The organism is Labrenzia sp. THAF35 (genome assembly GCF_009363595.1).
GTDB lineage: Bacteria > Pseudomonadota > Alphaproteobacteria > Rhizobiales > Stappiaceae > Roseibium > Roseibium algicola.
In genome coordinates, this window is sequence record NZ_CP045380.1 from 3,241,247 (window position 1) to 3,268,143 (window position 26,897).

Annotated in this window: 23 protein-coding genes and 1 other RNA gene; 13 read left to right on the top strand and 11 right to left on the bottom strand. The window is 59.9% G+C overall.

The window, feature by feature from the left end; genetic code table 11:
* Positions 1-42: 42 nt before the first annotated feature.
* Positions 43-261, bottom strand: coding sequence for a hypothetical protein (locus FIU93_RS14760; RefSeq protein ID WP_077292356.1), 219 nt, complete (start codon positions 259-261; stop codon positions 43-45).
* Between the two features lie 233 nt (positions 262-494).
* Here FIU93_RS14760 and FIU93_RS14765 point away from each other — a divergent pair, with 233 nt between their 5' ends.
* Positions 495-2,309, top strand: coding sequence for an aminopeptidase P family protein (locus FIU93_RS14765; RefSeq protein WP_152506012.1), 1,815 nt, complete (start codon positions 495-497; stop codon positions 2,307-2,309).
* Positions 2,310-2,379: 70 nt separating this feature from the next.
* On the top strand, positions 2,380-3,414 hold the full coding sequence (locus FIU93_RS14770; RefSeq protein ID WP_055655452.1) for a phytanoyl-CoA dioxygenase family protein: 1,035 nt from the start codon (positions 2,380-2,382) through the stop codon (positions 3,412-3,414).
* A 42-nt stretch (positions 3,415-3,456) separates the two neighbouring features.
* Here FIU93_RS14770 and FIU93_RS14775 read toward each other — a convergent pair whose 3' ends face one another.
* Positions 3,457-5,121, bottom strand: a complete 1,665-nt coding sequence (locus tag FIU93_RS14775; RefSeq protein ID WP_209009668.1) for a chloride channel protein — start codon at positions 5,119-5,121, stop codon at positions 3,457-3,459.
* A gap of 250 nt (positions 5,122-5,371) precedes the next feature.
* On the opposite strand from FIU93_RS14775, the gene FIU93_RS14780 reads away from it, so the two are divergent.
* Positions 5,372-7,186: a chloride channel protein gene (locus FIU93_RS14780; RefSeq protein ID WP_023014552.1), complete on the top strand. Its 1,815-nt coding sequence runs from the start codon at positions 5,372-5,374 to the stop codon at positions 7,184-7,186.
* A 75-nt stretch (positions 7,187-7,261) separates the two neighbouring features.
* Here the strand turns inward: FIU93_RS14780 and FIU93_RS14785 are convergent, their stop codons facing one another.
* Positions 7,262-7,714, bottom strand: coding sequence for a thioesterase family protein (locus tag FIU93_RS14785; protein WP_139314309.1), 453 nt, complete (start codon positions 7,712-7,714; stop codon positions 7,262-7,264).
* 169 nt (positions 7,715-7,883) lie between these two features.
* Between FIU93_RS14785 and FIU93_RS14790 the strand changes: the two genes are divergently transcribed.
* Both FIU93_RS14790 and FIU93_RS14795 read left to right on the top strand, forming a co-directional pair.
* Positions 7,884-9,308 (top strand): FAD-linked oxidase C-terminal domain-containing protein, encoded by a 1,425-nt coding sequence (locus tag FIU93_RS14790; RefSeq protein WP_152506013.1) that lies wholly within the window; start codon positions 7,884-7,886, stop codon positions 9,306-9,308.
* 181 nt (positions 9,309-9,489) lie between these two features.
* Positions 9,490-13,338, top strand: coding sequence for an AsmA-like C-terminal region-containing protein (locus tag FIU93_RS14795; protein WP_152506014.1), 3,849 nt, complete (start codon positions 9,490-9,492; stop codon positions 13,336-13,338).
* 340 nt (positions 13,339-13,678) lie between these two features.
* On the opposite strand, the gene FIU93_RS14800 is transcribed toward FIU93_RS14795, so the two are convergent.
* From FIU93_RS14800 to ssrA, 4 genes are all read right to left on the bottom strand, one after another.
* Positions 13,679-13,912 carry a ribbon-helix-helix domain-containing protein gene (locus FIU93_RS14800; RefSeq protein ID WP_152506015.1) on the bottom strand — a complete coding sequence of 78 codons (234 nt, stop codon included), beginning with the start codon at positions 13,910-13,912 and terminating at the stop codon, positions 13,679-13,681.
* Positions 13,913-13,918: 6 nt separating this feature from the next.
* On the bottom strand, positions 13,919-14,197 hold the full coding sequence (locus FIU93_RS14805) for a DUF4169 family protein (protein WP_152506016.1): 279 nt from the start codon (positions 14,195-14,197) through the stop codon (positions 13,919-13,921).
* 17 nt (positions 14,198-14,214) lie between these two features.
* Positions 14,215-14,790 carry an SspB family protein gene (locus FIU93_RS14810; RefSeq protein WP_023000519.1) on the bottom strand — a complete coding sequence of 192 codons (576 nt, stop codon included), beginning with the start codon at positions 14,788-14,790 and terminating at the stop codon, positions 14,215-14,217.
* A 174-nt stretch (positions 14,791-14,964) separates the two neighbouring features.
* Positions 14,965-15,334: a transfer-messenger RNA gene (gene ssrA / locus FIU93_RS14815) on the bottom strand.
* 156 nt (positions 15,335-15,490) lie between these two features.
* Between ssrA and FIU93_RS14820 the strand changes: the two genes are divergently transcribed.
* Complete coding sequence (locus FIU93_RS14820; protein ID WP_152506017.1) at positions 15,491-16,285, top strand: thymidylate synthase; 795 nt, start codon at positions 15,491-15,493, stop codon at positions 16,283-16,285.
* 12 nt (positions 16,286-16,297) lie between these two features.
* Here the strand turns inward: FIU93_RS14820 and FIU93_RS14825 are convergent, their stop codons facing one another.
* A complete protein-coding gene (locus FIU93_RS14825) occupies positions 16,298-17,683 on the bottom strand; it encodes a multicopper oxidase family protein (RefSeq protein ID WP_209010131.1) in 1,386 nt (461 codons plus the stop codon).
* Between the two features lie 162 nt (positions 17,684-17,845).
* On the opposite strand from FIU93_RS14825, the gene FIU93_RS14830 reads away from it, so the two are divergent.
* Positions 17,846-18,916 (top strand): serine hydrolase, encoded by a 1,071-nt coding sequence (locus tag FIU93_RS14830; protein ID WP_152506019.1) that lies wholly within the window; start codon positions 17,846-17,848, stop codon positions 18,914-18,916.
* A gap of 128 nt (positions 18,917-19,044) precedes the next feature.
* On the opposite strand, the gene FIU93_RS14835 is transcribed toward FIU93_RS14830, so the two are convergent.
* The 3 genes from FIU93_RS14835 to FIU93_RS14845 form a co-directional block, all read right to left on the bottom strand.
* Positions 19,045-20,403, bottom strand: coding sequence for a GH1 family beta-glucosidase (locus FIU93_RS14835; protein ID WP_152506020.1), 1,359 nt, complete (start codon positions 20,401-20,403; stop codon positions 19,045-19,047).
* 107 nt (positions 20,404-20,510) lie between these two features.
* Positions 20,511-21,194, bottom strand: a complete 684-nt coding sequence (locus tag FIU93_RS14840; RefSeq protein WP_152506021.1) for a DUF2461 domain-containing protein — start codon at positions 21,192-21,194, stop codon at positions 20,511-20,513.
* Positions 21,191-21,565, bottom strand: a complete 375-nt coding sequence (locus FIU93_RS14845; RefSeq protein WP_152506022.1) for a TfoX/Sxy family protein — start codon at positions 21,563-21,565, stop codon at positions 21,191-21,193. The genes FIU93_RS14840 and FIU93_RS14845 overlap by 4 nt, the downstream gene beginning before the upstream one ends.
* 150 nt (positions 21,566-21,715) lie before the next feature.
* On the opposite strand from FIU93_RS14845, the gene FIU93_RS14850 reads away from it, so the two are divergent.
* The 6 genes from FIU93_RS14850 (at position 21,716) to FIU93_RS14875 (ending at position 26,894) form a co-directional block, all read left to right on the top strand.
* Positions 21,716-22,234 (top strand): dihydrofolate reductase, encoded by a 519-nt coding sequence (locus FIU93_RS14850; RefSeq protein WP_152506023.1) that lies wholly within the window; start codon positions 21,716-21,718, stop codon positions 22,232-22,234.
* 21 nt (positions 22,235-22,255) lie between these two features.
* Positions 22,256-22,729, top strand: a complete 474-nt coding sequence (locus FIU93_RS14855; protein WP_152506024.1) for a GNAT family N-acetyltransferase — start codon at positions 22,256-22,258, stop codon at positions 22,727-22,729.
* A gap of 232 nt (positions 22,730-22,961) precedes the next feature.
* Entirely contained in the window at positions 22,962-24,155 is a 1,194-nt protein-coding gene (gene hflK, locus FIU93_RS14860) for an FtsH protease activity modulator HflK (RefSeq protein ID WP_152506025.1), read from the top strand.
* A gap of 2 nt (positions 24,156-24,157) precedes the next feature.
* Positions 24,158-25,093: a protease modulator HflC gene (locus tag FIU93_RS14865; RefSeq protein WP_062488168.1), complete on the top strand. Its 936-nt coding sequence runs from the start codon at positions 24,158-24,160 to the stop codon at positions 25,091-25,093.
* Positions 25,090-25,275, top strand: coding sequence for a DUF2065 domain-containing protein (locus FIU93_RS14870; RefSeq protein WP_152506026.1), 186 nt, complete (start codon positions 25,090-25,092; stop codon positions 25,273-25,275). The genes FIU93_RS14865 and FIU93_RS14870 overlap by 4 nt, the downstream gene beginning before the upstream one ends.
* Before the next feature lie 131 nt (positions 25,276-25,406).
* On the top strand, positions 25,407-26,894 hold the full coding sequence (locus tag FIU93_RS14875) for a DegQ family serine endoprotease (RefSeq protein ID WP_152506027.1): 1,488 nt from the start codon (positions 25,407-25,409) through the stop codon (positions 26,892-26,894).
* The last annotated feature ends 3 nt before the right edge of the window (positions 26,895-26,897 follow it).

Consider the following 26,897-nt stretch of genomic DNA (forward strand, 5'->3'; position numbering starts at 1 on the left):
TTCTTGTGCACAGTGGTTTTTACTTAAACCGTCCTGAGCCCCTTAGAACGCGCTGGTAGAGGTGCCTTCGCGCTCGAGCTGGGCGCGGTCGTAGCCGTGGGAGGCCAGGGTCGCGTCGTCCAGTGACAGCAGGTAGCCGTTGACATAGCGGCGTGCCTGGATGGAGCGGGCTTCAATCATGCGGTCGAAAGCGCGGCGCATGAAGCTGCCGCCGGCGCGGGTCGAGGTGGTTGTTTTCATGGTCATCGTGGTCATTCCCATTTGAAGTTTAAGAGCTTCCCTAGGGAGAAACGTCTTTTTTCTTGTCTGAACCCTATATGCGCTTTTGCCGGGACCTCAGGTAGGCCTCGAAACGCATGCCAGCCTTGCGCTCTTCGCATATGCGAAAGATTTTGCTGCAATGCAAAATATGAGGAAGATAATGCTGCTGAACCAATTCATGCGGAATAATTATCCAGCTTGATCGGATGGGGCCGCGAAATTATCTTGCGGCCATGTTCCAGACCTTTGACGATCTCAGTGATCCTTCCTGTGGTGCGCCGCATGCGGCGCTTCTCAGAGCCGAACTCTCCCGCCGCGGTCTCGACGGCTTTCTCGTGCCGCGCGCCGATGCGCATCAGGGCGAATATGTGCCGCCGCATGATTGCCGCCTCCAGTGGCTGACAGGCTTTACGGGATCTGCCGGCATGGCGGGGGTTCTGGGGGAAGAAGCCGCGATTTTCGTTGACGGCCGATACACCATTCAGGTGCGTGACCAGGTCGACATGGCGGTCTTTCCGGCGCGCCATCTTGTCAATGAGCCCGTGACTGACTGGCTGGCCGAACGACTGCAGCCGGGGCAGAAGCTGGGCATCGATGCCATGCTGCACACGGTGCGAGAAGTTCGCCGTCTCGAGGAGATTTGTGAGTCGGCCGGCGCCACTTTGGTCAAGCTGAACGACAACCCGGTTGACAGTGTCTGGAAGGACCGTCCGGCGCCGCCGCTTGGTCAGGTTTTTCTCTATCCGGTTGAGCTTGCCGGACGCGGTGCGAAGGACAAGATTGCCGAAATCCAGTCGGCCCTCGCAGACAAGAAGGTGGATGCCTGCGTGCTGACGCAGCCCGACTCGATTGCCTGGCTGTTCAACATCCGTGGGTCTGACGTCACCCATACGCCGTTGCCGCTCTCCTTTGCCACGGTTCCGGCAGAAGGCAAGCCGTCCCTGTTCATTGATGGCCGCAAGTTGTCCAATTCCGTTCGTGATGCACTCGCCGATCTGACGGACCTCAGTGAACCGGCTGATTTCAAGCCGGGGCTGGAGGGTCTCGGCAAGGCTGGTGCCAGAGTGATGATTGATCCGGGCCTGGCGGGGATCGGCATCGCCGACGCCATCACCAAGGCAGGTGGAACCTTGCTGGAAGCGCAAGACCCGATCCTGCTGCCGAAGGCGATCAAGAACGAGACGGAACTGAAAGGCGCGCGCACCGCACATGTCCGCGATGCAGCTGCTTTCGTCAATTTTCTGTGCTGGTTTGACGAAGTTGCCCCCAAGGGCGATCTCGATGAGATCACCGCTGCGGAAAAGCTTGAGGAGTTCCGCCGGGAAACCGGTGTTCTGAAGGATATTTCCTTCGACACGATTTCCGGTGCGGGCCCGAACGGGGCGATTTGCCATTACAGGGTCAGCCGGTCCAGCAATCTCAAGATCCCGGTCGGCAAACCGTTCCTGATTGATTCGGGGGCCCAGTACGAAGACGGTACCACCGACATCACCCGCACACTTGCGGTCGGGGAAGTCGGCACGGAGATGAAAAAGCACTACACGCTGGTGCTGAAGGGACATATTGCGATCTCGACGGCAAAGTTCCCGGAAGGCACCACGGGTGCGCAGCTCGATACGCTTGCCCGGATCGATCTGTGGAAGGCCGGTCTTGATTTCGACCATGGCACCGGTCACGGCGTCGGTGCCTACCTCAGCGTTCACGAAGGACCACAGCGCATTGCCAAAACCGGCACGGTGCCGCTGAAACCGGGCATGATCCTGTCGAATGAGCCGGGTTACTATCCGGCGGGCGAATACGGCATCCGGATCGAAAACCTGGAAGTCGTCACGCCTGCGTGTGATTTGCCGGGTGGGGAACGCCCGATGCTCGGCTTCGAAACGATTACGCTTGTGCCCATGGATCTTCGGTTGATTGAGCCTGCTCTGTTGACGGTGGCCGAGCGCGACTGGTTGAACCGGTATCATGAGAGGGTCCGGGCCGAGATCGGCCCAGTTGTGGGCGCGAAAGAGCGGATCTGGCTGGAACAGGCGACAAAAGCGATCTAAAAGATCCTGAAGGCCGGTTTCGACCGGCCTTCCTATTTTGAATTCTTGTTTATCGAGCTGAGGTTTTTCAATGCGCGCCGCGGATGTTCTCAAGATGCCGCTCTACGCTGCCGAGCTGGCAACCGGAGCCAAGTCGTTTCGGGACAACCCGCTGATTGGCAGCCGCCGGCTGAACGAGGCCGGGTTGCACGCCAAGCGCATCAAGCTGGCGGAATCCATGGCGGATTCGCGCCGCCGCAGGTTGGAGCACCTGCTGCCGGAAGCTGATCGCGCTGCTTATGCAAGAGACGGATTTATCGCCACCCGCAATCTTCTGCCGGAAGATGAACTGGCGGCGCTGCGCAAGGAAGTCGAAACAACGCGCTTCGATGCCTGGGACATGCGCCAGGGCAATGCCGTCACGCGGTTCGTTCCCCTGCCGCCCAGTGTGCTTGCAGATTTGCCGCATCTGAAGGCCTTCGTCTGGAGCAAGCCGTTCCAGAACGGTCTGCGTTATGTCGGTTCGACCAATGGTGATCCACTGGTCTACCTGCATATCGTCATGACCAATCCGGACACCAAGCGGAAGGCCGACCCGCAAACGGCGTTCCATTCCGACACTTTCCATCAGACCGCGAAATCGTGGTTCTTCCTTTATGATATCGATGATGCCGAGGGACCGTTCACGTATATTCCCGGATCGCACCGGCTGACGCCGGAACGGCTGGAATGGGAACGTGAACAGAGCCTGTCGGCCTGTGGCGACAAGAACACGCTGCATGCTCGCGGTTCCTTCCGCCTTGCTCCGGAAGAACTGGGTCGGCTGAAATATCCCGAGCCGGTGAGGTTCGCGGTTCCCGGCAACACGCTGGTCGTTGCCGATACCCACGGCTTTCATGCCCGTGCCGCCAGCAAGCGGCCGTCGGTTCGCGTGGGCATCTATGGCTCGCTGCGTCGAAATCCATTCCTGCCGTGGGCGGGGCTTGACCCGTTCGATCTGCCAGGCCTCAGGGGGCGCCAGGCCCGGTTCTACATGGCCCAGAAGGATCTGCAATTCCGCCTGAAAGGCAAGGCATCGCATCGCTATGCGGGCAAGATCCTGGTAACGGAACCTTCGAAATTCTGACCTTGCGGACAATCCTGCAGGCGGAATTCCTGCTGGTGTCCGTTAGTGGTGCTCTTCCTCGTTGGCCTTGATCAGCTCCGAGTTGAAGTGATTGAGCGCCTTTACGTGGCGCGCCTGTCCGACGATCCTGGTTGCATCTTTTGTGCTGACGACGGGAAGCGAGGCTTCTCCGCAGGAATCGAAGCTTTTCAGTGCGCTTTCAAGCGAGTCGGTATCATGAAGGTAGCTGCCGTCCTGACCGGGCCGGAAAATGCAATCCTCCTCATTGGCCGGGGGAGGGTCCATGAAATCCTTCACCTTGACCGTTTCTCCCAGAAAGCGGTGGATGCCGTCATTCACGAAATAGCCGCGCAAGCCAAGCAGCCAGTGGAAATAGGATTTGCCATGAACGGCCTGTGTCAGGCCCGTTGCAATCGACACGGTCAGCAGCAGGGCGATCGAGAGCGTGTAGCCGCCGGTCAATTCGAAAACGATCATGGTTGTTGAAAAGGGCGCGCCGAGAACCGCTGCTGCAACGGCCCCCATTCCCAGGATCGCGTAAAGCCCCTCGCTTGAAGCCAGTTCGGGAAAGACGGAGGCGGCAATCAGCCCGAAGGCGCCTCCGGTCATTGCCCCCAGATAGAGCGATGGCGAGAAGATGCCGCCGCCAAAACGGGACGCCAGCGTGATCGCGGTCGCGGCCGTTTTCGCAAACAGCAGAGCGAACAGCATCGCCAGGGGCAACTGGTCCTTGAGGGCGGCGTCCGTGGTCTCGTAGCCGACGCCAAGCACGTCGGGAAAGACCAGAGCAATGAGCCCGACCGCGAAACCGCCGATAACAGGTCGCAGCCAGACCGGCATCGAAATGTTGCGGGCAACCCAATCCGTTCCGATCAATGCAAACTGGAACAGGATTGCAACGAGGGCGGAAACCAGGCCCAGAAGCGCAAAGGCCGGAAATTCCCAATAGGAGGTAATCTGGTGTCCCGGGATCACGAAGGCGGCAACGTCGCCGAACCAGAGCCGGGAGAATACGGTTCCCGTAACGGCGGCAATCGCGATGGGCGAAATGGCCGACATCGCATAGTGCCCGAGAATGACCTCGTGTGCGAACAGAACGCCTGCGATAGGCGCGTTGAAAGAGGCGGATACCGCACTGGCAACGCCGCAGGCCAGCAGAATGCGATGCGCGGAATCCGGCAGCTGAAACAGGCGCCCGACGGATGCACCGATGGTTGCTCCCAGGTGCACGACGGGGCCTTCACGCCCGGCACTGGCACCGGAGCCGAGCGATAACGCCGTGATAAGGGCTGATGATATGCCCGGCCAGAACGGCAGCCCGCGTCCGCCTTTGACACGAGCCTCGATCACGTCCGCCACGCTGAACGTTCTCTGCATCGGTTGCATGTACTGAAGCAGCAGGCCAACCAGCAATCCGCCAATGGTGGGCCCGGCAACGATCATGTACCACGGCAGTGTCGCGGCGGCGCTGACGACACGTTCCGTCGCCGTGCCAAGCCAGGGCAGCTGCACCAGGCTGATGATCTCACGGAAAATGATGGCCGCCCAGGAGACGAAAGAGCCGATCAGAAGGGCCAGCAGCCAGACGATATGGCTTTTCTGACGCAGAAATTCCCTGAAGTTGAACCCGATGCCAGCGAGAAGCCCGGCGATGCCGGAACGAATGGAAGGGGCGAGCCTGTAAAGAAAGTTCAATCGGTCTGGCATTTGGTCGGCGTGACTCAACTGAGATTAAAAGCCAATCTGAATTACGGCCCCATTTTACGGAGGAACCGCGTCACTTCACCGTCAAAATTGAAAAAATCCGGCTTGTCCCTTGATTTTCATGTGTTCAGGTTTAAGGAGAGGGGGTCGAAGCCTTAAGGCCATGTCGCCATCCCGGTCGCCTAGACCGGCTGTTTTGGGCTCCGGCAAATCGCCAGAAGTAGCCCTCTCAGCCAAGAAGTGTTGGCCTGCCATGTCCGTTGTTGAACCGTCCGATACACCGTCACTGTCCGGTGACGGCCCCCCAGACGCGCGCGAAGAACGCGTATTTTCTGTGCCCATGTTGTGTCTTGTGGCTTTCTTTATCGGGATCGTCGCAGCCATTGGCGCGGTTTTCTTCCGATATCTGATCTCGGTCGTTCACAATCTTTTCTACTACGGAAAATTTTCGACCGTTTACGACGCCAACCAGTTTGCCGATGCCAGTCCTCTTGGCGCTCTGGTCATTCTTGTACCCGTCGTCGGTGGTTTGATCGTGGTGTTTCTGGTGAAGACCTTCGCTCCGGAGGCCAAGGGGCACGGCGTGCCGGAGGTGATGTTCGCGGTCTACCACAAGAAGGGCGACGTTCGCGGCGTGGTGGCGCTGGTGAAATCCTTTGCCTCGGCGATCTCCATTGGAACCGGTGCATCCGTCGGCCGTGAGGGGCCGATCATCCAGATCGGCGCCTCCTTCGGTTCAACGATCGCCCGGGCGCTGCATCTGCCGCGCTGGCAAAAGATCACGCTGCTTTCTGCAGGGGCAGGGGCGGGGATTGCCGCCACCTTCAATACGCCGCTTGGCGGGGTGCTCTTTGCTGTCGAGATGCTGTTGCCCGAGGTCAGCAACCGGACATTCCTGCCCGTGGTCGTTGCCACGGCGACAGCCACATACGTTGGCCGGATTGCCTTTGGTCTCGACCCGGCCTTTATCGTGCCGATCTCCGCGGAAGAGGCTATCGAAGCCATCGCGCCGATCCAGCTGGGCGCCTATGCACTGCTCGGCGTCCTGGCCGGCATTGCCTCCTGGGCTTTCATTCGCACGCTCGCCTGGTGCGAGGACCTGTTCCCCAAGCTCCCGGGCAATGATTACACCCAGAACATCATCGGCATGCTGATCATCGGCACGCTCAGCTATGTCCTGATGCTCACCACGGGGCATTACCACACCGCAGGCGTCGGCTATGCCACGATCCAGGATATCCTGAATTCGACCCCTTACACATTCATACTGCTGGCCGTTCTCTTCATTGCGAAAATCATCGCGACATCGATCAGCCTTGGTGCGGGGGCATCCGGCGGTGTCTTCTCGCCGTCGCTGTTTATCGGTGCGACGCTTGGCGGAATGGTCGGTGTTCTGTGTTCCTATCTATTCCCGGACAGCGGATTTACGGCGGTGGAATTCGCCCTTGTTGGCATGGGAGCGCTCGTGGGCGGTGCAACCGGCGCATCGATGACTGCCATCGTGATGATCTTCGAGATGACCCGGGACTATAACGTCATCGTGCCGCTGGTTCTGGCGGTCGCGATTGCGGTCGGTGTCCGGCGCTGGCTGATCAAGGACAACATCTACACGGTCAAGCTGCGCCATCGCGGCAAACCGATCCCGCTCAACCGGCACACCAACATGTATCTGGTGCAGCCGATCAAGGAAGTGATGGCAAAGAACTTCGTGATCCTGCCGCTTGATACACCTGTCCAGGAAGCGATTTCCGCCGTGAGTGCCGATGGCGGATCCCACATCATCGCGTCCGACGGGCCCCGGATTGCCGGCTTTGTGCGCCTCGGCACCATTCCTTACCAGGCCGACCGCTTTGCCGGGCAAACGCTGCGCGCGATCCTCTCAAGCGATTTCGTGATTGCACCGGCAACCAACATCATGAATTCGGTGATCACCCGCATGAACAACCGCAACCGCAGTTGCGCGATCATCGTGTCGGGCGACGGCCGTATTCCGCGTCCGGATGATGTGGTCGGGGTGGTCGATTCCAAGGAAATCGCCGGCGTCGTCGTCTCCAACCACTACGGCTGAGGCCATCGGTTCGGATGTCAGCCCGTGGAGTGGTTTGCCGCTCCACGGGCTTTTGTTTTCGCGTCGATCAGTTGCTCAGGGCTTCTTGCGGATCTCGATATGGCGTCCAGCCCGTTCCGGGCGCGGCAGACTGGCATGAGCTTGCGACAGGGCCGTCAGGTTGGCCGCAATGTCCTCCGGCCAGGGAGCGACCTTGCGGGCGTTCATGTCGACATGAAGGCTGAGTTGTTCTGATGTCGCCGACAGCCAGCCTTCCTCGGCGTGGCGCAGCTCCTGATAAAAATGCGCGCGCTTGGCGTCGAAATCGACAAGCTGAAGCGTTGCGATCACCTTCATGCCGGCGCTGAGTTCGCGCAGGTAGCACACATGCACCTCTGCGGTGAAGAACGAGCCACCACGGGTCTTCACATAGTCGGGACCCATGCCGAGACGGTGAAAGACCTCATCGACAGCCGTATCGAACAGGACGTTGTAATAGGCCATGTTCAGATGGCCGTTGTAATCGATCCAGTCGTCCTTGACCGTCATGATTTCGCTTTCCACCGGCTTTGCGTCCCAAGTCACCTTCACAATCCTCCTTGCGCCATTGTGTCCAACCTTGCGGGAAATGCCCATTAGGCTTTGACCTTTCGGGCCGGGACTAACATATTCGGTTTTTTACCGCGCAGACAAAGTCGCGGCCCCAGGAGGAAAGAGAATGCCGGAATTGGCAACCGCGTCCGACGGAGCGCAAGTCCTTGAAAAGAATGGCGCGATCGGCGCTGCCATCGAAAAACTGACGGGCCTGTTCAAGGACCGTTGCTCCACGTCCATGGCTCTGCGGGAACAGCATGGCCACACCACCACCTGGTTGAAGAATCAGCCGCCCGATGCCGTTGTCTTTGCGGAGACGACCGAGGAAGTTGCCGAAGCCGTCAAGATTTGCGCGGCTCACAAGGTTCCCGTGATCGCGTTCGGCACGGGGTCCTCGCTTGAAGGGCATGTGAATGCACCGTTCGGCGGCGTTTCCATAGACCTGTCCCGCATGAACAACATTCTGGAGGTCAATGCGCAGGATCTGGATTGCCGGGTCGAGGCGGGGGTAACGCGCAAGCAGCTCAACAGCTTTATTCGCGACACCGGCCTGTTCTTTCCGATCGACCCGGGGGCGGATGCCAGCATCGGCGGCATGGCGGCGACCCGTGCATCGGGCACCAACGCTGTTCGATACGGCACGATGAAAGACGCAGTCCTCGGCCTCACCGTAGTGACCGCGGATGGACGGATCATCAAGACGGGTGGCCGGGCGAAGAAGTCCTCGGCGGGTTATGATCTGACCCGGCTTTTTGTCGGCTCGGAAGGCACGCTCGGCATCATCACCGAGTTGACCTTGCGCCTGAACGGTCAGCCGGAAGCGATTTCCGGTGGCGTCTGCCCGTTCCCGGATGTTGCGTCCGCCTGTAACGCTGTGATCACCACCATCCAGATGGGTCTGCCTGTCGCGCGTATCGAGCTTCTGGATGAAGTTCAGGTGCGCGGCTGCAACATCTATTCCAAGCTGGATCTGCCTGAAACTCCGACGCTTTTCCTTGAGTTCCACGGATCTGAAGCCGGGGTGCAAGAGCAGTCGGAAACTTTTTCGGCGATTGCCGAGGAGTTTGGCGGCGGGCCGTTCAAATGGGCGACGGCGGCCGAGGATCGGACGAAACTTTGGGCAGCCCGGCATGACGCCTATTGGGCTGGCAAGTCGCTGAAGCCTGAAGCCAGCATCATGGTGACGGACGTGTGCGTGCCGATCTCGCGGCTTGCGGACTGCGTTGCCGCCACGGCAGAGGATATCCGCAACGAAGGTTTCCTGGCGCCGATCGTCGGGCACGTGGGTGACGGTAATTTCCACGTTCAGATCCTGGTCAACCTGGACGATCCGGAAGAAAAGCAGCGGACGGAAGACTTTGTCGGACGGCTTGCGCTCAGGGCGATCGCCATGGGGGGCACCTGCACCGGCGAACATGGCGTCGGCCAGGGCAAGCAGAAATACATGGCCAAGGAACATGGCGAGGCGCTTGATGTGATGCGCGCTGTCAAACAGGCGCTCGATCCTCACAATTTGATGAATCCCGGCAAGATCCTGCCGCAGTCATGATATTGTATCGAATCAGTTCAATAAGCTCGTTTTGCTCCGCCGGACGCCGCAGGGCGGCGATCCGGCCGGCGCCGGAAATCCTGTGTTTGCACTGCAGCAGGGATCGGCTACATCTATCCGGTACGATATCCGGTGACTTTGGAGAACAAGGAGACAAGGCCTGAACTCCGTCTACATCACGTTGGGTGTAACAGTCATTCTGGTGCTGGTGGCAGCGCTGGTCGGGCCGTTCTTTATCGACTGGACCGTCTATCGGTCGACTTTCGAAAGCTATGCGGAGCGCGCGCTCGGGCACAGAGTGACTGTGCTGGGGGAGGCGGACCTGCGGCTTCTGCCTGCGCCCTCCATCAGTTTTTCCGACGTGCGTGTCGGTGGTGCCGAAGATCCACTGCTGGTGGTCTCGCGCTTCGACATGCGCATCGAGCTTCCGTCGCTGCTGAAGGGCGAGATTCGGGTTCTCGACATGGAACTCGACCGTCCGCACCTGTCACTTTCACTTGATGAGGCTGGTCGACTGGACTGGCTGACGGCCATGACGTCGAGCGGCGCCATAGCCAAACTGGCACCGGATGACCTGTCCTTCGAAAAGGTGACGATCCGTGACGGCGCATTGACGATCGTTGACGCGCGGTCTGGCGAAATCAACCGGATCGATGACGGAAATCTGGTCGTGTCCGCCCGCTCGCTGGAAGGCCCGTTCCGGGGCGCCGGCAGTCTCACGCTGAATGGTGCGCCCTATACGGTCAGTCTTGCAACCGGCCGCGCACAGGAAAACGCCGGACTGCGTGTCAAAGGCGAAGTCACGCCCACCAACAGGCCGGTGAACTTTGCTTTCGACGGTCAGCTTCAGGTGGCCGACGCCGCGCCCGAATTCGACGGCCGCTTCACCATCGCCTCTGTTGCGCTGGAAGAAAACGATCCGAACATCTGGCAGGCGGAAGGGCAGTTCACTGCCGATATCGCCGAGGTGGCGGTTCCTGAATTCGAGTTCCGCTATGGTCCCGAAGACCGGCGCCTCAGCATGACCGGCAATGCGGATCTGATCTATGCCGGCGAAAAGCGTTTTGAAATCCGTGCGAAGTCGAAGCAGGTCGATCTGGACAGGTTGCTGGGCGGCGGACCGCAATCACCTGTCGACATCAACGAGGCGGCGACACGGCTGATTGCTGCCCTGCGTGTCGTGCCGCTGCCGTCCATCGACGGTGCCGTATCCATGGATGTTCCGGCGCTGGTGGCCGGTGGCGGCATCATCCAGAATGTTCGCCTGGATCTTGAAACCATGCTGGGTGGCTGGCGCGTCGCGCGCCTTGCCGGACGCCTGCCGGGCCGCACGACGGTTGCCACCCAGGGCGACCTCGGCCTGGAGCCGTCTTTGACCTATCGCGGTGCGGTGTCTATCAGTTCAGACCAGCCGGGGTCGCTTCTCAGCTGGTGGCGGCAGAAGGAAGCCGGCGTCGGTACTATCGAACCAGTTTCCTTGGAAGGACGCTTGAACCTCGTGCCCGAAGGAGCGGCGCTGGACAATTTGCGTCTGACCATTGCCGGTTCCGAAGCCCGCGGCGGCCTGGCTTACCGCATTCCACGCAGCGGCAATTCGGAATTCTCGCTCTCTCTGGAAGCAGACCGGCTCGATCTGGACCAGATCGAAAACCTGGCTGCCCTGCTTCACCCTCAGGCTGTCGAAGCGGGAGAACCGGCAGATCCCAAAGGGCTCGATGTGTCCTTGCGCCTTCGTGCCAAACAGGTGGTGGCGCGCGGTGTCGAGGGCGAAGGTCTGGCGCTGGAGGCAGAGTATTCGGACGGAGGTGTCAGGATCGACAGGCTGTTTGCAAATGACCTTGCAGGCGCTCGGCTCGATGTCTCCGGCGATATCCGCAATCTCTTTTCAGCACCTGAGGGAGCTGTGTCCGGAACGCTCGACGCCCGGGACCTGTCCGGTCTTGTTGCGCTGGCAGGCGGGTTGTTTCCCGAAACCGTCTTTGTTGAACGGCTGGAGCGCGCAGCCGCAAGTCTGGTGCCTGCCAAGTTCGATGCCGAGTTGAAGGCGGCTGCGGTTGGCGAAGCAACGGATATGACACTGCGCCTGGATGGGAGCGCGGGCGGCGCCGACGCTGCGATCAATGCCGAGCTCAAGGGCCGCGTCGACCAGTGGCACGATGCCGAAGTTGCTGTCGGTGTGGAACTGAAGGGCCCGGATGGTGGCCGGCTTCTGCAGCAGCTCGGGTTTGATGTCATTCCTTTGGAAGCTGCCGGAACAGGCCATCTGGCGCTGAATGTTTCCGGCATTCCGGCAAAAGGGCTGGCCACCGACCTTTCCACGGAGATCGGCGGATCCAGCGTTGAAGCCAACGGAACCTTGACCCTGAAAAAGGATGAGGCGCCGGAATACCTTGTTTCGGTGACCGCAGAGACAGCGGACCTTGGCCCGGTGGCGTTGATGGCCGGCCGGGTCCTGCCGGTCATGAGCGGCACGATCCCTGCAGCGCTTTCGCTCGATGTCGAAGGGATTGGCAGCTCGATGGCTGTCAGCAGGGCTGAAGGCTCGCTCGGAACGACGACGTTCGAAGGTCGGCTGGAAGGTGACCTTGAACCGGCGCCGGGCGAACGTAACAGACGTTTTTCCGGTGAGATAACGGTCTCCGAGGCCGATCTGCGCACAATGACGGAACTGGTCCTTGGTCCCGATCAGTGGTTCTCGGCGGGGGACGGTTCAAGCATCTGGCCGACAACCCCGTTCGGATCGCCGCTTCTGGACGGCCTCGACCTGACCATGCAGTTCAAGGCAGACAGAATGCTGCTGGACGAGGGCACCGCCATTACCGGTCCGAGTGCCGAAATTCGTCTGTCTCCCAGCCTGTTCCGCCTCGACGGTCTGCAGGGGGCCTTTGCCGGTGGTCAACTTGACGGCAGCCTCTCGATTCGCCGGACCGAGGCGGAGGCCGCGGCTTCCGGACGGGTGAAACTGGACAATGCCGATCTGAGGCAGGTGTCCTGGCGGCCGGACAACAGGGCGGTCGCTTCCGGCACGCTCGACCTTTATCTGGAATTCGAAGGGGCGGGTCGCTCGATCTCGGCAATCGTGTCAGGCCTCAACGGCGGCGGCACGTTCTCGATGGAAAACGGCGACTTCCGCGGTCTCAATCCGCAGGCCTTCCCGCTGGTGACACGCGCGGTGGATGCGGGACTGGACCTTCAGGAGAACAAGATCCGTGACGTTTTCGTCAGCCACATGGCGGCGGGAAGTCTTCCGTTCAAGCGCGTTGACGGCACGTTGACAATGGTGGGTGGACGACTGAGCGCTCGTAACGTTGTTGTCGATGCCGAAAAGGCGGAGATCTTCGGCAGTGCCGAAGTCAATCTCGCCAGTTACGATCTCGATGCGGATTTCTCGTTGAAAGTTGATCCGGGCGAGGACGCGGTCACCGGTGCTGAACCGCAGGTCGGACTGTTGTTCGAAGGGGCGGTCGAGGCTCCGGAACGCCGCGTCGACATCGCGCCGTTTACCGCCTATCTCACCCTGCGTGCCTTTGAGCGGGAGGTTGAACGCGTTGAGAAGCTTCAGGCGGAAATTCTGGAACGTGACCGGCTTGTGCGGGAACTGAAAAACCAGCGGGAAGGCGAAGCCCGCCGGGAACGTCAGGCAGCCCGGGCGGCCGAAGAGGAGCAGCTTCGTCTTGAGCAAGAGCAGTCCGGCGAAGACATTCAGCCTCAGCCTGATCCGGACAAGCAGGAAAATTCAGCCCTTCCGCAAAAGACCAACGATGCGCCGCGCAGGGAAACCCGCGCCGCGCCGCCGCCAGTGCCTGCGCCAGCCCCGGCACCGGCCCCGGCTGTTGCCGCGGCTCCCTTTGCCGAGCGTATTCGGGCCGTGTTGGAGACGCCGGACCTGGAAGACCTGACCGCAGCGCCAGATACTGCCCCGGTCACCAATCCTTCGAACAGCCTGCCCCCCCTGGACCCGCCGGTTTCCATTGAAGACCTTCTGACACGCGACGTCGGCTCGCCGCTGGTTCTGCCCGGCGCGCAGTGACAGGCTGGTACGACGGGCCTTCGCTCGTCGATATTGGGCAGGTGTTGCCTGAAGCCCATTGAACGGCGATCGGAAAAGAAGCCGCCAGTCCTTTTCACTCAAAGTTTCAGCAATATCTCCTCATCCTGAGGAAGCGCGCAGCGCTGTCTCGAAGGATGGGCGGCACACTCTTGAGCAAGTGGCCTATCCTTCGAGACGCGCGCAAGCGCGCTCTTCAGGATGAGGGAGATGTATGTTGCAGAGGCGGCAAGAGGGCTGAAGCTCAGAGGCAGTCCGGGCACTTCTAGCTGCGCTGTGGGCAGGCGAAAAGCAGGGGACCGGAAATCAGATTGTCAGCCGTTCATCCCTCCGAAATCAGACCAGCTTCCATTTGGACCCGTTTCAAGGCCCAGATTCTGACAGCGGAAGAGAGCGGATCATCGGGGTCGCGGTTGTCGTCGATTTCGGCAATCAGTCCGGCGAGGGACTTGTTCGCGGCGTCGGCGTAGGCGTCGACGACGTCCCAGAATTCCGGTTCCAGCGCCAGGCTGGTGCGGTGGCCGTGAAGGGAGAGAGAGCGCTTTAACAGAGCCATTGGCGGTCAGCCGCGATCGCCGGAAGAGCCCGGGTCAGAAGGTTCGGCTTCGGTTTTGTTCGCGTCTGTTGTTGCTTTGTCGGATTGTTCGGCATCCGGGCCGTCAGGCTTTTCCAGAAGATGCCCGTCGACATGGGCATCCAGCGTTTCCCGGCGTTGGCGGGCCGCCTCACGTTCGGCTTTGGACCGGCCATACTTGCGCCGGTTGTCCTCGGCCGTCTTTTCCTTGTCCTGACGGTTCTTCTGTTTGCGCACCATGCGCAGATTGATGATCTCCGCGCTCATGGGAAAGGCTCCCGATCTCAGGTCTTCTTGCGGAATGCATCCAGGGAAACGACTTCGCCGCCACCGTCACTGCTTTCGGCAGCTTGCACGGCAGGTTTCGCCTTGGTGTCTGCAGTTGCAGCTTCCTTGTCGCCCGCGCCGTCGTCCTGTCTGGCTTCGTTGTCGGCATGTTCCTGCTCGGCCCTGGCAAGTTCTTCCACGGCTTCCAGCAGCTCTTCCGGCAGTTCTTCCGCCGTCTTGCCGGGATCGAACTCCAGCGCAAACTGTACGGACGGATCGAAGAAACCCTTGATGGCAGAAAAAGGCACCAGCAGCTTTTCCGGCACGCCGCCAAAGGACAGGCCAACCTCGAACGCATGTTCGCCGATGGCAAGATCCCAGAACTGGTGCTGCAGCACGATGGTCATTTCCTGCGGATAGCGCTCCTTGAGCCGCTGGGAAATGCGCACGCCAGGGGCATTGGTGTCGAACGCGATGTAGAAGTGATGGTCTCCGGGCAGCCCGGTACGACCGACTTCGGCAAGTATTTTCTTCACCGCTCCACGCAGCGCGTCCTGGATCAGAATATCGTATCGCAGAAGGTCTTCAGACATCGGTTTTCGTCGAATCTCGCTGGAAAAGTCCACTATCAGGAGCACATTGACGGGCCGAGATCAAAAAGAAAAGGCTCTTTTCCAAGTGAACCCAGATTAATGTGTGCAACCCGGCAATCATCGCTCATTGGTCATGCAACCTATGTAGGACGCTGCAAATACATGGGAAGATCAAGTGGAGGCTTCTGTTGCCAGGTGCCTCCGAACCCCGCCCGTGAGTGCTACCTCAAAGGACTTAGTGGACTACCGGCGCAGCGTTACGCTGCGACAGCGTTGTCCATAGCATAGTTGTCATTTGCAACTATTAAGAAAGCCCGATAACGGTGGTACAATGCCGAGCAAAAGCACAGTCTTTACGCCCTCGTCGATCCTATTTCGCCCCCGCCGAAACCCATGGAGTTTCCGTAGCTTAGCCCCATGGGCTTGGGTGGAGGCGCCGGGTACCGCCCCCGGGTCCGATAGGTTTATTGCACTGACCATTTATTGCCATAGCTGGCGAACCAGCAGCCCTGATATAAGGTCTTCGGCCCTGAAATGAAAGAGGCTTCTGGCAAAGCATGTTGTTTGCCGGCTTGGCTCATGGCCATTCTTCCACAGCACGTGCCAAGTTGGGGAAAGTGCGGGGGAGGGGCTGTCTTTTCGGAAAAATCTGCCAAGTTAACCACAAACTCCAGATCTCCTGAACGCGAAGGCTTCCGCCGTGCAGCAATATCTCGATCTCTTGTCGAAAATCCTGGACGAAGGCGTTGATCGGGGCGACAGGACCGGAACGGGCACGCGCTCGATCTTCGGCCACCAGATGCGCTTCGATCTCTCGCAAGGCTTTCCCTGTGTCACGACAAAGAAGCTGCACCTGAAGTCGATCATTCACGAGCTGCTGTGGTTCCTCGCAGGCGATACCAACATTCGGTATCTGAAAGAAAACGGGGTGAAGATCTGGGACGACTGGGCGGACGAGAACGGCAATCTCGGGCCGGTCTATGGCTACCAGTGGCGGTCATGGCCTGCGCCGGACGGCAGGTCCATCGACCAGATCGCCAATCTGCTGAAGATGATCCGGATGAACCCGGAAAGCCGGCGGCTGATCGTCTCGGCGTGGAACCCGGCTCTGGTCGACGAGATGGCGCTGCCGCCGTGCCATTCGCTGTTCCAGTTCTACGTGGCTGACGGCAAGCTTTCCTGCCAGCTTTACCAGCGGTCGGCGGATGTCTTCCTGGGCGTGCCCTTCAACATCGCCTCCTATGCGCTGCTGACCATGATGGTGGCCCAGGTAACCGGCCTGAAGCCCGGCGACTTTGTGCACACGTTCGGTGATGCGCATCTTTATGCCAACCACTTCGACCAGGCCCGTGAGCAGCTCACACGTTCACCGCGGTCCTTGCCGGAAATGAAGATCAATCCGGATGTCACGGATCTCTTTGCGTTCAAGTTCGAAGACTTCGAACTGACCGGTTACGATCCGCTCCCGCACATTGCCGCACCGATCGCGGTCTAGCCACCGGCTGATTCAGCTCACTTCGAACCAGGTCATCATGCCCGATGCCGCATGACCGAGCATGTGGCAGTGGATCAGCCATTTCCCGGGATTGTCCGCTACAAAGGCGATCTTGACAGTCTCTCGCGGCTGGCTTGTGAAGGTGTCGCGCCAGTCGGGGTTCTCCAGTTTCGTGCCATCGCGCTCGATGACGCGGAAATGATGGCCATGCAGGTGGATCGCATGCGGGAAAGCCGTGTCGTTCCGGCTTTCCAGAAGGATCGTGTCGCCGCGCGTGGCGGAAAACATCGGATCATCTTCCATACCGGCAACACCGTTGAAAGCCCAGAAGAGTCCCTCGGACATCATCTGGCGCATGTCCATCTCGACGCCGTGTCTCATCATCGACTGCATGCCGCCCATGGCTCCACCCGCCATCACTAATGGCAGTTCCCAGGGAGAGCTCAGATCGGGTTCAGGCAACCGGTTCGGCGGTGGCAGCACGAGTGGCAAGTCTTCGCTTTCGGTTTCCGAGACGACGAAGTTGGCGAAGGTGAACGGCTTGCCGGTCATCATCTCGAATGGCAGCTTGCCGGTTTCCTGAGGTCGCAGCACCAGATCCATGCGCTGTGCCGGCGCCAGTTGCACAGTGCCCTCGACCTCCCGCGCGGTGTCAAAGGCCTGCCCATCAAGCCCGACTATTTTCGCACCAAACCGCGCCGGAGCCAGATCAAGGATACGCGCCGTGGAGGCGTTGATCAGGCGCAGCCGGTGCCAGCGGTCCTTCTTCAACGCAATGTCCGGCATCGAAGCACCGTTGATGGTGAGCCAGTTGCCCAGACGTCCGGCATGGGCAAAGTCGTGCATGGCGCCGAAGCTTGCGGTTTCCAGGATACCGTTTTCGTCCAGACGCCAATCGTTGAGGATCAGCGTGATGTCGCAATCCGGGTCGAAGGACTGCTCGTCGTCCTCGACTATCAGTGCGCCCGCGAGGCCGCGCGGCACCTGGTTCCAGCTCATGTTGTGGGCGTGGTACCAGAAGGTGCCTGCGTCCGGCACGACAAAGTCGTAGTCGAAGCTTTCACCGGGGGCGACGGGGGGCTGAGTGAGGCCGGCAACACCATCCATGGCATTGTCGATGCGGATGCCGTGCCAATGGACCGAGGTGGGTTCGTCGAGGTTGTTGGTGAAGCGCACTCTGACGCGTTCGCCGCGCTTGACCCGTATCTGCGGACCGGGCAGCCGGTCGTTGTAGAGCCAGAGATCCGAGAGGCCGCCGTCCTTGCCATAAAGTCGGGCCTGTCCCTTGACCGCCGCAAGGTCGAAGAAACCTTCTTCCGTTTTTGCCAGAGCAAAGGCTGGTGACAAGGCGGCAAGACCTCCTGCCACCGATGCTTTCAAGAACGAACGCCGATCCACTCTCCCACCTTCCTGACGCAAGTTGCTTCTCCCTCTCACTATGGTGGTTCCAGTTGGTGGAAGGTCAAGCTCCTCTCACGGCAATAAACCTTTCAAATAACGCTCGCATTTGGCGATGAAACTGCCGACACTTCCTTCAGGTTTCACGCAAGGGAGCTCTCCATGAAGTTAACCGACGGTCTTTCGCTCTCACCCCACGCGGCAGCTGCTGAGCGTCGCGGGTTCGATACGTCCCTTGGCCGCAAGCTCTGCGCCGGTGTCGAGGCAGGCCTGTTGCCGCATCTTCATGTCGTGATTGCAGAACGCGGCGGTGAGACGGTTCTGGAAAGTTATGGCAAGGGAGAGGACGAAAACTGGGGCCGTCCGATCGGTGAGGTAACCTTCGGCCCCGAGACCCTTCACGACCTGCGTTCTATCACCAAATCCATCGTCAGCTTGCTCTATGGCATTGCGCTGGAGCGGGGCGAGGTGCCGACGCTCGATACGCCGGTCCTGGAGCTTTTTCCCGAATATGCCGACCTTGCCGCGGATCCGAAACGCATGGAGCGGACCGTGGAGCACGCCTTGACCATGTCGCTCGGCATGGAGTGGGACGAGACCCGCCCCTATACCGATCCGGAAAACAGCGAAATCGCCATGGAAATGGCCCCGGACAGGTACCGTTACATTCTGGAGCGGCCGCTGGTGGGAGACCCCGGCACCCGATGGATCTACAGCGGCGGAGCCACCGCGCTGGTGGGCGAAATCCTGCAACGGGGAACGGGGCAGAAGCTGGCCGATTATGCAAGGGAACGCCTGTTTTCGCCACTTGGCATAAATCAGTTCGATTGGTCTATCGGCCGGGACGGGGCCTATTCGCCGGCATCCGGGCTGAGGTTGGCTGCGCCGGATCTGCTCAAGATCGGACGTCTCGTTCTTGACAACGGTATCTGGCAGAGCCGGGAGATCGTTCCCGAAGCCTGGATCCGGGCTTCACTGCAGCCAATCATTGAAACCAGCGAAGGACCGGGATACGGCTATTTCTGGTTTTGCGGCCAGGTTCCTGTTCCGGCTCTTGGCGGCCCGACACGCTGGTTTGCCGGCTTCGGTAATGGTGGCCAGCGGCTCTGGCTGTGCCCCAAGGCCGATGTTGCGGCCGTCATCTATTCCGGCAATTACAACGACTGGTCGGCCTGGATCCCGCCGACCCGGGTCTGGAGCGAGATCATTCTGGCGAATTTACGGGAAGCGTAGCCTCGCCTTTGAACGCCTGATCCTGACACCAATACATCCTCAGGATGAGGGGAGAAGAGGCTAGGTTAAGTTAAGCGTGCGTGCTGGTTCCACTGATCCGCAACGAAGGGTGAAAGCTCGAAGCGTTTTCACCCCTGCCGATGCGCTTCCAAGAAAGCCCGGTACCACAGGGCACTGTTCTTCAGCGTACGGACCTGGGTGCCATAATCCACGTGAACAATGCCGAAGCGCATTCGGTAGCCCTCGGCCCACTCGAAATTGTCCATCAGGCTCCAGAGGAAATAGCCCTTCACCGGAACGCCTGCCTCGCGTGCATCGGCAATGGCACCGAAATGTTTTTCCAGATAGTCGATCCGGCGTTGGTCGTTGACCACACCGTCCTGCGGCTCGTCATTGTAACAGGCACCGTTTTCAGTGATGTAGCAGTCCGGAAGCGGGTAACGGGTGTCGAGATCCTTCAGGAGATCCGACAGGCCCTTTTCATAGACTTCCCAGCCGATATCGGTCAGCTCCGGCCCTGGAGTTGGGGGAACCGTCTCGGCCATCGGATAGACCGCGCTGGCATTGGTGTCTGCTTTCACGCGTAGCGGCGTGTAGTAGTTCAACCCCCACCAGTCGAGAGGCTGGTGAATGGTTTCAAGGTCACCGTCGCGAATGTCCATGTGGTCGCCGAAGGCGCTGAGCACATCCACCGGATAGCTCCCCTCGAACATCGGTTCGAAGAAAATACCGTTGTTGAACTGGAAGGCGCGCTCTGCCGCTTGCCTGTCCTGCGGCGCGTCGCTGACCGGATAGACGGAATGCGCGTTGATGACGATGCCCATCGGAAGGTCCGGCTTTACGGCCCGGGCAGCCTGAACGCCAAGGCCATGTGCCAGGTTCAGCGTGTGCACACTGGCTGCGAAGGCCTCGATGCTTTTTTCTCCGGGAGCATGGATGCCGTAGAGATGGCTGAGATGACAGATGCACCAGGGCTCGTTGATGGTCGCCAGTGCGTCCATCCGGTCGCCGAGCCGTTTGACGACAATCTCTGCATAGTCCGCAAACGCTTCCGCCGTGCTGCGGGCGGTCCAGCCGCCGTCGCCCGCCAGGGTCAACGGCAGATCCCAGTGGTACAGCGTCGGATAGACCTTCAGACCACGGGCAACCATGCCATCGATCAGCCGGTCGTAGAAGTCGAGACCCTTCTCGTTCACCGGTCCTCGGCCATCGGGAAGAATGCGCGGCCAGGCGATAGAAAATCGGTAGGCGTCGACGCCGAGTGACTTGATCAGATCCAGATCGCTTTCCCAAAGATGATAGTGGTCGCAGGCCATGTCTCCAGAATGCCTCTGGTAAACGCGGCCGGGCATCTTCGAAAAGGCATCCCAGATGCTGGGTTTGCGGCCATCTTCGCTGGTTGCGCCCTCGATCTGATAGGCAGCGGTTGCAACGCCGAACAGAAAATCGCCGGGAAAACGGAGCGCAAGGTCTTTGGGAAGTGCCATGGGAACTCATCTGGAGTGGGAACGCGAATGCGATGGTCATAGTTTTCAAAGCGCTTTGGATCAAGTGATTTCGTCTTGCGTTCCGGGTATTCCCCGCCATCAATGTGTCAGGTCCGGTGCGCGTGAAGTGTCATCAGCCAGCGCCAGAAGGGGAGTGCAGGTTCAAGAACCCTTGCAATCGCTTCGTGGTTGTTTACCCCCTGAAGCGATCCGATATCGCTGACGTCTCGCCAAACGGCGAGGCCCTTGTGCCGGGCGAGACCACTGCGGGGGTGGTCCGCGGGAAAGCCACGAGGAACCTTGGCAAGATCTGGGGCGGACATTTCAAACCCGGCAGCCGTCATATGGGCGATCAGGTCTCCGATGTCCTCGCCGTTGTCCGTCTCGAGTGTCTGGAGAAACGATCCGAGCACCGGTTTTGAAAACCGCATGCACCCCGCGCCGGTGCGCACATGATCGGCTTCCACGGACAGGAAGAAGCTGGGCGGTTGCGCGTCCTTGCCCTGGAAGGTGGTGTCCTGCGGCCAGAAGGCCATGCGGACATGGGTGTTGTAGGGTGTCTTGTCCCTGGAAAAGCGCAGGTCCCTGTTGATGCGAAACTGCTTTGAGGGGAGGTGATGGCCGCAAAGCCCCGAGAGCGTTTCGGCAAGCCTGCCGCGAACCGCGTCGGCCGGATCCTTGACGAAGCGCTGGTAGTCGGCCGTGTGCGCTTCAAACCAGTCCCTGGTGTTGTTGGCGGCAAGGTCTTCCAGAAAGCGGAAGGTTTCTGGCTGAAAACCGACACCTGTCATTTTGCCGTCTTTCCGGTTTTCGGCTTTTTGGCCTTGGTAGCCTTGGGCGGGAGTGCGCTGACATAGGTTCTGGCCATCTCGATCCAGCTCTTCAGGTCTTCGTCGCTTTCGATCCCGTCCGGCTCGACCCGGATAAAGCCGGGCATGGGCCGGCCACCCATCTTGCAGACCGAGGCGAAGGGCCTTGCCACCGCCTGTTCCTGCTGCTCGGTTCCCACACGCGCCATCAGCCCGCGCTTGGAGGCGCAGACCAGCATGTTGCCGTCGACCATGAAGCAGGTGGAGCCGAACATGCGCTTTTGCTCGACATTATCATCCGGGATCAACGCGCGGGTGCGTTCGATCAAGACGGTTTCCATCAGGTCGGACATTCCGAAAGTCTCCTGGTCGTGGCGGTCCAGTTTCAAGGACGTGCCAAGGGGCGCTTATCCGACAGCCTGGCAAGAAAAATGTCTGCGATTTTTCCTGGCTCGCGTTTCCATGCTAGGAGGCGTTTGAGGAATTGAAAACCGGATTCGGAGATGGCTTTGCCGGAACTTGTCTTGATTGCCGCGGTGGCACGAAACGGGATTATCGGGTCCGATAACGACATGCCCTGGCGGTTGCCGTCGGACCTGAAGTATTTCAAGCGGCTGACGCTTGGAAAGCCGGTGATCATGGGACGCAAGACGTTTCTGTCGTTCGGCGGCAAGCCCTTGCCGGGACGTCCGCATGTGATTGTTTCCAGGGATCCGGAATATGCGCCGGAAGGTGCGGAAGCTGCGACGTCCCTTGAAGAGGCGCTGCGGCGGGGTGTGGAACTGGCCGCGGATCTTGGCGTCGACCAGGTGATGTGCATTGGCGGGGGGCAGCTTTACGCCCAGGCGATCGGCAAAGCCGACCGTCTCGAGATCACCGAAGTGGACGCGCAGCCGTCGGGAGACACCCGCTTTCCGGATATCGATCCGGAGGTGTGGCAGGAAGTCGGTCGGGAGCCGGGCCAGCGCACCGAGCGCGACAGCGCAGATTTCACCTTCGTCACCTACCGCCGCAAGGCTTGAATACCTATCGGATCCGTTTTCATGAGTTTACCTGCCAATCTGACGGCCAGATGGGCCACTTTCGATGAGCTAAGCCTCAACGACCTCTATGAAGTGCTCAAACTGCGCCAGGATATATTCATTCTTGAGCAGGCGTCTTTTTACGCCGACATCGACGGCAAGGACCAGACGGCGCTGCATTACCTCATCAGAGACGAGGAGGCAGGAGTGCTTCTGGGCGCAATCCGCCTGTTCACAGAACCGCAGCATGGCCGCGCCCGCATTGGCAGGGTGGTCATTGCCAAGGCAGGCAGGGGGAGCGGGCTCGGGCGTCTCATGATGCAGGCCGGCATCGACAAGGCGGAGGCTCTGGTTCCAGGGTGTGAGATCCACGTTTCCGCACAGGCTTACCTGGAGGCTTTCTACGGCTCCCTGGGCTTTGCGACGGTGTCTGAAGAATATATCGAGGATGGTATTCTGCACGTCGACATGATCCGTTCCGCCAACGTGAACTGAGCCCGTCTTGTCGGGCCAAATACCGGCAGGGTGCGGCCAAATGTTCCGTCGGTCTTGACAGTCTCCCCGTTTACCACCACCTGCGGCACGGGAACGCACGGGTTTTGGGAGGTTTTTACGTGGGGCTTTCCGTTGAAAGCATACGGTAACCTCCCTATAACCAACGGTGAGTCAGAACGGGTGAAAATCCCTGTCCGGCATAACGTGCCGGACGTCAAAGAAGGAAGTTTTGATGCCTTGGAGCAATCAGTCAGGTGGCGGTGGCCCCTGGAAAGGTGGCGGAAACAACGGCGGCCCTTGGGGCAGCGGCGGTGGCGGCGGCGGTAATGGCAACGGCCCGTGGGGTGGTGGCTCCAACCGTGGAGGCGGAAACCCACCCGATCTTGAAGAGCTCCTGAAACGTACCCAAGACCGCATGCGCAACGTCCTTCCGGGCGGCGGCGGCGGCGGCCTGGGTTTCATCGGCGGCGGGATCGTGGTCGGCGTGGCGCTTATCGTCTGGCTGGCCTTCGGCTTCTATGTTGTCGATGAAGGCGAGGTCGGTGTCGAATTGGTACTCGGCAAGGTCGAGGATCAGACCCCTCCTGGCCTGAACTACAACTGGCCTTATCCGATCGGTGAAGTTTACACCCCGAAAGTCGAACTGCAGCGCGAAACCACTGTTGGCACCGAAGAAAACGTCAGCAGCTCCGGCGTCGTGCGCGCACGCGATGTTCAGGAAGAAAGCCTGATGCTGACCGGTGACGAAAACATCGTCGACGTCGGTTTCAAGGTGCTGTGGCGTATCCGGAATACCAACCAGGGTATTGCCGACTTCCTGTTCAATATCCAGGATCCGGAAGCGACCGTGAAAGCCGTGGCTGAAAGCGCGATGCGTGAGGTTGTCGGCGGATCGAAGATCGACTCCATCCTGACGGAAAACCGTGTTTCCATCCAGAACGACGTTGCCAGCCTGATGCAGAAGACACTCGACAGCTATCAGTCGGGTATCGAGATCGGCGAAGTCCAGATGCAGCGCGTTGACCCGCCTGCTCAGGTTATCGACGCCTTCCGCGACGTGCAGGCCGCACGAGCCGACGAAGAGCGCATCAGCAACGAAGCCAAGGCCTACGCCAACCGGGTGGTCCCGGAAGCGCGCGGTGAAGCAGCACGCGTTCTGGAAGCGGCAAACGCCTACAAGGACCAGACCATTGCCGAGGCAACCGGTCAGTCCCAGCGTTTCACCAAGATCTACGAAGAATACAGGAAAGCACCGGACGTGACCCGCGAGCGTCTGTATCTCGAAACCCTGGAAAAAGTTTTGGGCTCGAACAACAAGATCATCATCGACAGCGACTCGACAGGCTCCGGCGTGTTGCCGTACCTGCCGCTGAATGACCTGAACGGGCGTCAGACCGCCCCTGCACAGCGCGCGGGAGGCAACTGATCATGCGTAGTGGTATTCTTGCAATCGTCCTGCTGATCGCAGCGGTCGTCGCCTACCTTTCGGTCTTCATCGTCAATCCGACCCAGCAGGCACTTGTCCTGCAGTTCGGTAAGATCGTCGAACAGCCGAAGAAGGAGCCGGGTCTCTACTTCAAGATCCCGTTCGTTCAGAACGTCGTCTACTTCGACAAGCGCATCCTGAACCTGAACATGCCGCCGCTTGAGCCGATCACCTCGGACAAGAAGCGTCTGATCGTGGATGCCTTCGCGCGGTACCAGATCTCCAATCCGGTGCTGTTCTATCAGCGTGTCCAGAACATCCAGACCGCCAACCGGCGCCTGTCGACGTTCCTGCAGTCTTCGCTTCGTTCCGAAGTCGGCCGCACCAGCTTCGTGGCACTTGTTCGCGACGACCGTACCGGCGTGATGGAAAACATTCGCCGCGATATCGATGCCAATGCCGAACAGCTCGGCATCGAGGTGATCGACGTGAAGATCCGCCGTGCGGACCTGCCGGACGCCAACTCGCAGGCAATTTACGCCCGTATGCAGACCGAGCGTCAGCAGGAAGCCACGGAAATCCGTGCACAGGGTGAAGAAGCTGCCCGCAGGATCCGGTCCCGTGCGGATCGCGACGCGACCGTTCTTGTTGCTGAAGCACGCCGTGACTCGGAAATCATGCGTGGTACCGGTGACGCTGAAAGAAACAGGATCTTTGCCGAGGCATTCGGTGCCGATCCGGAATTCTTCGCCTTCTACCGGTCCATGCAGGCCTATGAGGCAGGATTGCGGTCCGGTGATACCAGCCTGGTACTGTCGCCTGACTCAAGCTTCTTCCGCTTCTTCAAGGACCCGACCGGTATCTTGCCGGCTCCGGGTACTGATGGAAACGGAAGCCAGGGCGTATCCGACCGGAATCCGTCGCTCGCTGCACAATGAGCGAACTGGTAACGGCGCTCGGCCTGGTCCTGGTGCTTGAAGGTGTTCACTATGCGCTTGTGCCCGGTGGCATGAAGTCCATCATGCGCAGCGCGCTGGAGACACCGGACCAGACCTTGCGGGCAACTGGCCTGATCGTGGCGGTTATCGGCGTATTTCTTGTGTGGATCATTCGCGGATAACGAAAAGTTTTCGGGCGGGAGGCGCAAAATCTTCCCGCCCGTTCTATATTCTGAACCAAGGACCGGAACAAACCCATCGACTGGCAGCATTCTGACTGCAGTCCAACCGGCTGGGATGAGGAGAAAGCCCTATGGCTCCACTAAGTATTCGCCGTCGGATGACCAGGATCGCCGCAGTCGCGGCGGGCATCGTAATCGGTGGAATGGCAGCTTTTCAGCCTATCCAGGCAGCATACGCACAAGGACCTGTGTCCGTCGCGGATCTGGCGGAAGGTCTCGCGGATGCAGTGGTGAATATTTCCACCGCTCAAACCGTGCAGGGCCGCCGTTCGGTGCCGATGCCGCAGGTTCCGGAAGGTTCGCCCTTCCAGGAGTTTTTTGAAGAATTCTTCAACCGGCAGAACCGGGACGACGACCAGCCGCGGCGGGTTCAATCGCTGGGTTCGGGCTTCGTCATAGACGGGGAAGCCGGCATCATTATCACCAACAATCACGTTATCGAAGGGGCGGACGAAATCACCGCCAACTTCAACGACGGAACCAAGCTGAAGGCGACGCTCCTCGGCACCGACGAGAAAACCGATCTCGCAGTGCTGCAGGTGGAGCCGACCACGCCTCTGAAGGCCGTCAGTTTCGGCGATAGCGACGCCATTCGCGTCGGCGACTGGGTGATGGCGATCGGTAACCCGTTTGGTCTGGGCGGCACGGTGACCGTCGGTATCGTGTCGGCACGAAACCGCGACATCAACTCCGGTCCCTACGACAACTTCATCCAGACGGATGCCTCCATCAACCGGGGTAACTCGGGTGGACCGCTGTTTGACATGGAAGGCAATGTGATCGGCATCAACACGGCCATCATCTCGCCGTCCGGCGGCTCCATCGGTATCGGCTTTGCGATCCCGGCCAACACCGCCATGAACGTGATCGATCAGCTGCGCAAGTTCGGCGAAACCCGCCGCGGCTGGCTGGGTGTTCGCATTCAGGAAGTCACGGACGAGATTGCCGACAGCCTGGCAATGGACAAGGCCATGGGCGCGCTGGTTGCCGGTGTGACCGACGATGGTCCGGCGGCCAAGGCGAAAATCGAACCGGGTGACGTGATCATCAAGTTCGACGGCAAGGATGTCGACACGATGCGCGAACTTCCGCGCATGGTGGCGGAAACCGAAATCGGCAAGGAAGTCGAAGTCACGGTTCTGCGCAAGGGCGAGGAAGTCGCCATCAGTGTGATCCTCGAGCAGCTTGTTGAAACCGAGGTGACCGAAGCCAGCGCAACCGAGGAAGAAGAGCCTGCGGAAAAGCCGGTCGAAAAGAGCGAAGTGCTCGGCATGTCGCTTGCCGTTCTGGACGACGCCTTGCGCAAGCAGTTTTCCATCGATGAAGACGTCAGCGGTGTTGTGGTCACGGAAGTGAAGCCTGGCACCTCTGCCGAGGAAAAGCGCGTCATGGCTGGCGATGTCATCAAGGAAGTCGCTCAGGAAACGGTCGAGACGCCGGAAGACGTCATGGCCGAGGTCGACAAGCTGAAAAAGGACAACCGCCGCTCGGCCCTGCTTCTGCTGGCCAACCCGACGGGTGATGTCCGCTTCGTTCCGGTGCGGATCGAAGACGAGTAATCC